This is a genomic window from Skermanella sp. (assembly GCF_059503625.1).
On record NZ_JCACHA010000248.1, the window covers coordinates 1 to 3,166 of the forward strand.

Genomic DNA, 3,166 nt, shown 5'->3' on the forward strand with positions numbered 1-3,166 from the left:
CGGCTGGGAAGATAGTGTATCGGCGAGTACGACAGTGGATGCGGCGTGGGGACGCAGGAAGCGTTCGAGCATGACTTCAAGGACGGCTTCGGTCCTGTCGTCGGTCATGAAATCGGCGATCACGCGGTGGGCGACGATGCCGTCGCCGAGCGCCATCAGCATGCGGACGGCGACATCGACGTCGAGGTCGGGATCGACGTGGCCCTGGGCGATGCCCTGGCGCAGCGCGTGGGCGCAGGCGGCGTGGGCCTCGTTTATGTTGCGTTCGAACATGGTCCGGATTTCCGGATTGCGCAGGGCTTCGGCGATGATCTCGGTGCAGAGCATCGGCGCGTCGCGGCCCTGCATGTCGCGCAGGTAGCAGCGGGCCAGCTCGATCAGCCCGCGCACGGGGTCGTCGGCGCGCTGGAGCCGGTCGAACAGGGCGGCGTTGCGGACGCGCTCGGTCTCCGCTATCGCGGCGATGATGGCTTCCTTGCTGCGGAAATAGCGGTAGAGGTTGCCGGCACTCATGCCGGCTTCGGCGCAGATGTCCTGCATGCTCGCCTTGTGGAAACCGGAGCGCGCGAAGCATGCCATCGCGGCGGCGAGAATCCGCTGCTGCTGCGCCTCGCGTGCGTCCGTCGATGCCGGAGCGTCGTCCTTGCCGCCCTGTCCCATGCCCTGAATGCCGTCCCGAATGATGAGAGTGAACGTTCATTCACTTACAATGTCCACTAAATGACGTCAAGAGGGACGGCGGCGGGGCGCATGAAAAAAGGCCGGCGCATCGCTGCGCCGGCCTTGGGAGGGTTGACGTTCGCCGGGGCGTTAGCGGACCAGGGCTTCCTGGACGCCCTCCGGGATCAGCACGGTGTCGATGCCATGGACGAAGCCATTGCCGGTGCGGATGTCGCCGACGGTGATCGCTGCGGGAGAAGCGTCGGCCGAGCGCTGGGGGTTGCCCGTGGTGGTGCCGGCGGTCTGCGTATTGGTCTGGTTGGCGCTGGACGGAGTTGCCGATTCGGCCTGACGCAGCGGAGGCAGGGCCTCGCTGACGGCGGTGCGGGCGGCGGCGCGGTCGTTGTTCTGAAGCGCCTGGGTCGCGCGGTCGATGGCGCCGCTGGCCTGCTGGAGCGGCTGGCGGTCGGTCGTCTGGAGCTGGCCGCGGTCGATCGCCTGACGGGCGCGGGCAAGCTGGTCACGGGCCGGCTGGTTGTCCTGGGACTCGCCGGTGAGCGCCTGGTTGGCGTTCTCCAGGGCGCTGAGCGCGTCGGTCAGGTCCTGGTTGGCGGCTGATGGCGTCGGGGCGGGGGCCGGAGCGGCATCGGTCGCGGTGGCGGTGCGGGACTGCGGCGTCGCCTGGGGCTGCGGCTCACCGATGCTGAGGCGCGGGCGGCCGTTGGTCAGCGACACGTCGATCGGGTCGCCGCCCATCGCCTTGATGTCGGACGGGAACTGGGTCGAGGCGTAGCTGTGGCCCTCGACCACGTGCTGCGCGAGGATCGCGCGGAGCTGGTCGCGATGCTGCTCCTGGCCGAGCTGGTCGAGCGTCGCCTGCGGCAGCTTCTCGAACGCGGCGTTGGTCGGCGCGAACAGGGTGTGCTGGCCGGAGCGGCTGAGGGTGTCGGCGAGGCCGGCTGTTTCGATCAGCTTCGCCAGCGTGCTGAACTGCGGGTTGTTGCGCAGGGCGGCCACGAGGTTGTCGGCCTGGATCGGCGCCTGTTCCGGGTTGGCGCTGCGCGCGGTGCTGCTGTTCTGGTTGTCCGGGCCGCCGAGGAAGGCGGGGGTGGGCGTTTCCTTGGTGACCTGGGCGCCGCCGGGGAGCTTGGCTTCCGCCTCGACCAGGAGCTGGCGGCACTGCATCACGTTGCCGCCGGTGGAGGCTTCACGGGCGCGCTGGACGATCTGCTCGAGCTGTTCCTTCTGCGTGCCGGTCTGGAGTTTATCGACGCGGTTGGCGACCTCGCCGACGTCGAGCTGGGTGCAGGAGGCGGGCTGGAGGTTCTGCTGACCGGTGGTGGCGGTCTGGGCCTGGACGGTACCCATTGTCCCCACACCGAGCGCGATGGCGGCTGCGCCGAGCATCAACCTGTTCATATCCTCATCCTTCGCAATTTTGATTCTTGACAAGCATCGAAATGCTTAGGAAGGGACAACAGCGGAACTATGCTTGTAGTTCCATCCAATAGCGCAACTTATCCGCCTGACAGCACGTGCAGGGATGCGTCCCAGTACGGTACCGGACCGAACCTTCCGGCCAGAAAGTCGACGAAGACCCGGACCTTGGGCGACAGGTGGCGGCTGTGCGGGTAGACGGCATGGACGGCGCCGCTGTCGTCGGTGGCGAACTCCGTCAGCGCCATGTCGAGCTGGCCGCGCGCGATCTGCTCGCCGAGCAGGAACGTCGGCAACATCGCGAGGCCCTGGCCGGCAAGGGCGGCTTCGCGCAGGACGTCGCCGTTGTTGACCCGGAGCGTGCCGGAAACCCTGACCGCGCAGGGCTTGCCGGCGACCGTGAAGTGCCATTGGTCCGGCGGCGCGGCGTTGGTGTAGAGCAGGCAGTTGTGGCGGGCGAGGTCGTCCGGGTGCGCCGGGCGGCCGTATTTCCTGAAATAGGCCGGCGTTCCGACGACGACGTTGCGGTTGACCGCCAGACGGCGGGCGACGAGGCTGCTGTCGCGCAGGCGCCCGATCCGGACCGCGACGTCGTAACCGTCCTCGATCAGGTCGACGTAGCGGTCGTTCAGGTCCATGTCGATCTCCAGGCCGGGGTGGCGGCGCAGGAACTCGGCGATGGCGGGGGCGAGGTGGATCATGCCGAACGACATCGGCGCGTTGATCTTCAGCGTTCCGCGCGGCTCGGCGTGGAGGTCGGCGACGGCGCGCTCCGCTTCCTCCACGTCGGCGACGATGCGGGCGCAGCGCTCGTAGAAGGCCTGTCCAACCTCGGTGACGCTGAGGCTTCGGGTCGTCCGGTTGAGCAAACGGGCGCCGAGACGGTTCTCCAGGTCGGTCATGCGCCGGCTGACGGCCGATTTGGAGACGCCGAGCTTGTCGGCGGCGGCGGTGAAGCTGCGGGTGTCGACCACGCGCAGGAAGGCCAGCATGTCGTCGAGCCGGTCCATTGATAACAATTAATTTTTTTTTCGGATGATTGTTGTGTTGGTAAATAGTTTCTTTTTTG

3 protein-coding genes are annotated in these 3,166 nt (G+C 67.4%); all 3 read right to left on the reverse strand.

All coding sequences use genetic code 11. The annotated features are described in order from the left end of the window. Window positions 1-660, reverse strand: a 660-nt coding sequence (locus AC5JJ6_RS05985) for a TetR/AcrR family transcriptional regulator (protein ID WP_496041167.1), incomplete at its 3' end; no start/stop codon positions are given. A gap of 150 nt (window positions 661-810) precedes the next feature. Beyond that, window positions 811-2,079: a fasciclin domain-containing protein gene (locus AC5JJ6_RS05990; protein WP_496041168.1), complete on the reverse strand. Its 1,269-nt coding sequence runs from the start codon at window positions 2,077-2,079 to the stop codon at window positions 811-813. 98 nt (window positions 2,080-2,177) lie between these two features. Beyond that, window positions 2,178-3,107 (reverse strand): LysR family transcriptional regulator, encoded by a 930-nt coding sequence (locus AC5JJ6_RS05995; RefSeq protein ID WP_496041169.1) that lies wholly within the window; start codon window positions 3,105-3,107, stop codon window positions 2,178-2,180. Window positions 3,108-3,166 lie beyond the last annotated feature (59 nt).

Excerpts from the sequence above, each read along its gene's own strand:
- AC5JJ6_RS05990 (WP_496041168.1), bottom strand. The coding sequence starts at position 2,079 with ATGAACAGGTTGATGCTCGGCGCAGCCGCCATCGCGCTCGGTGTGGGG.
- AC5JJ6_RS05995 (WP_496041169.1), bottom strand. The coding sequence starts at position 3,107 with ATGGACCGGCTCGACGACATGCTGGCCTTCCTGCGCGTGGTCGACACC.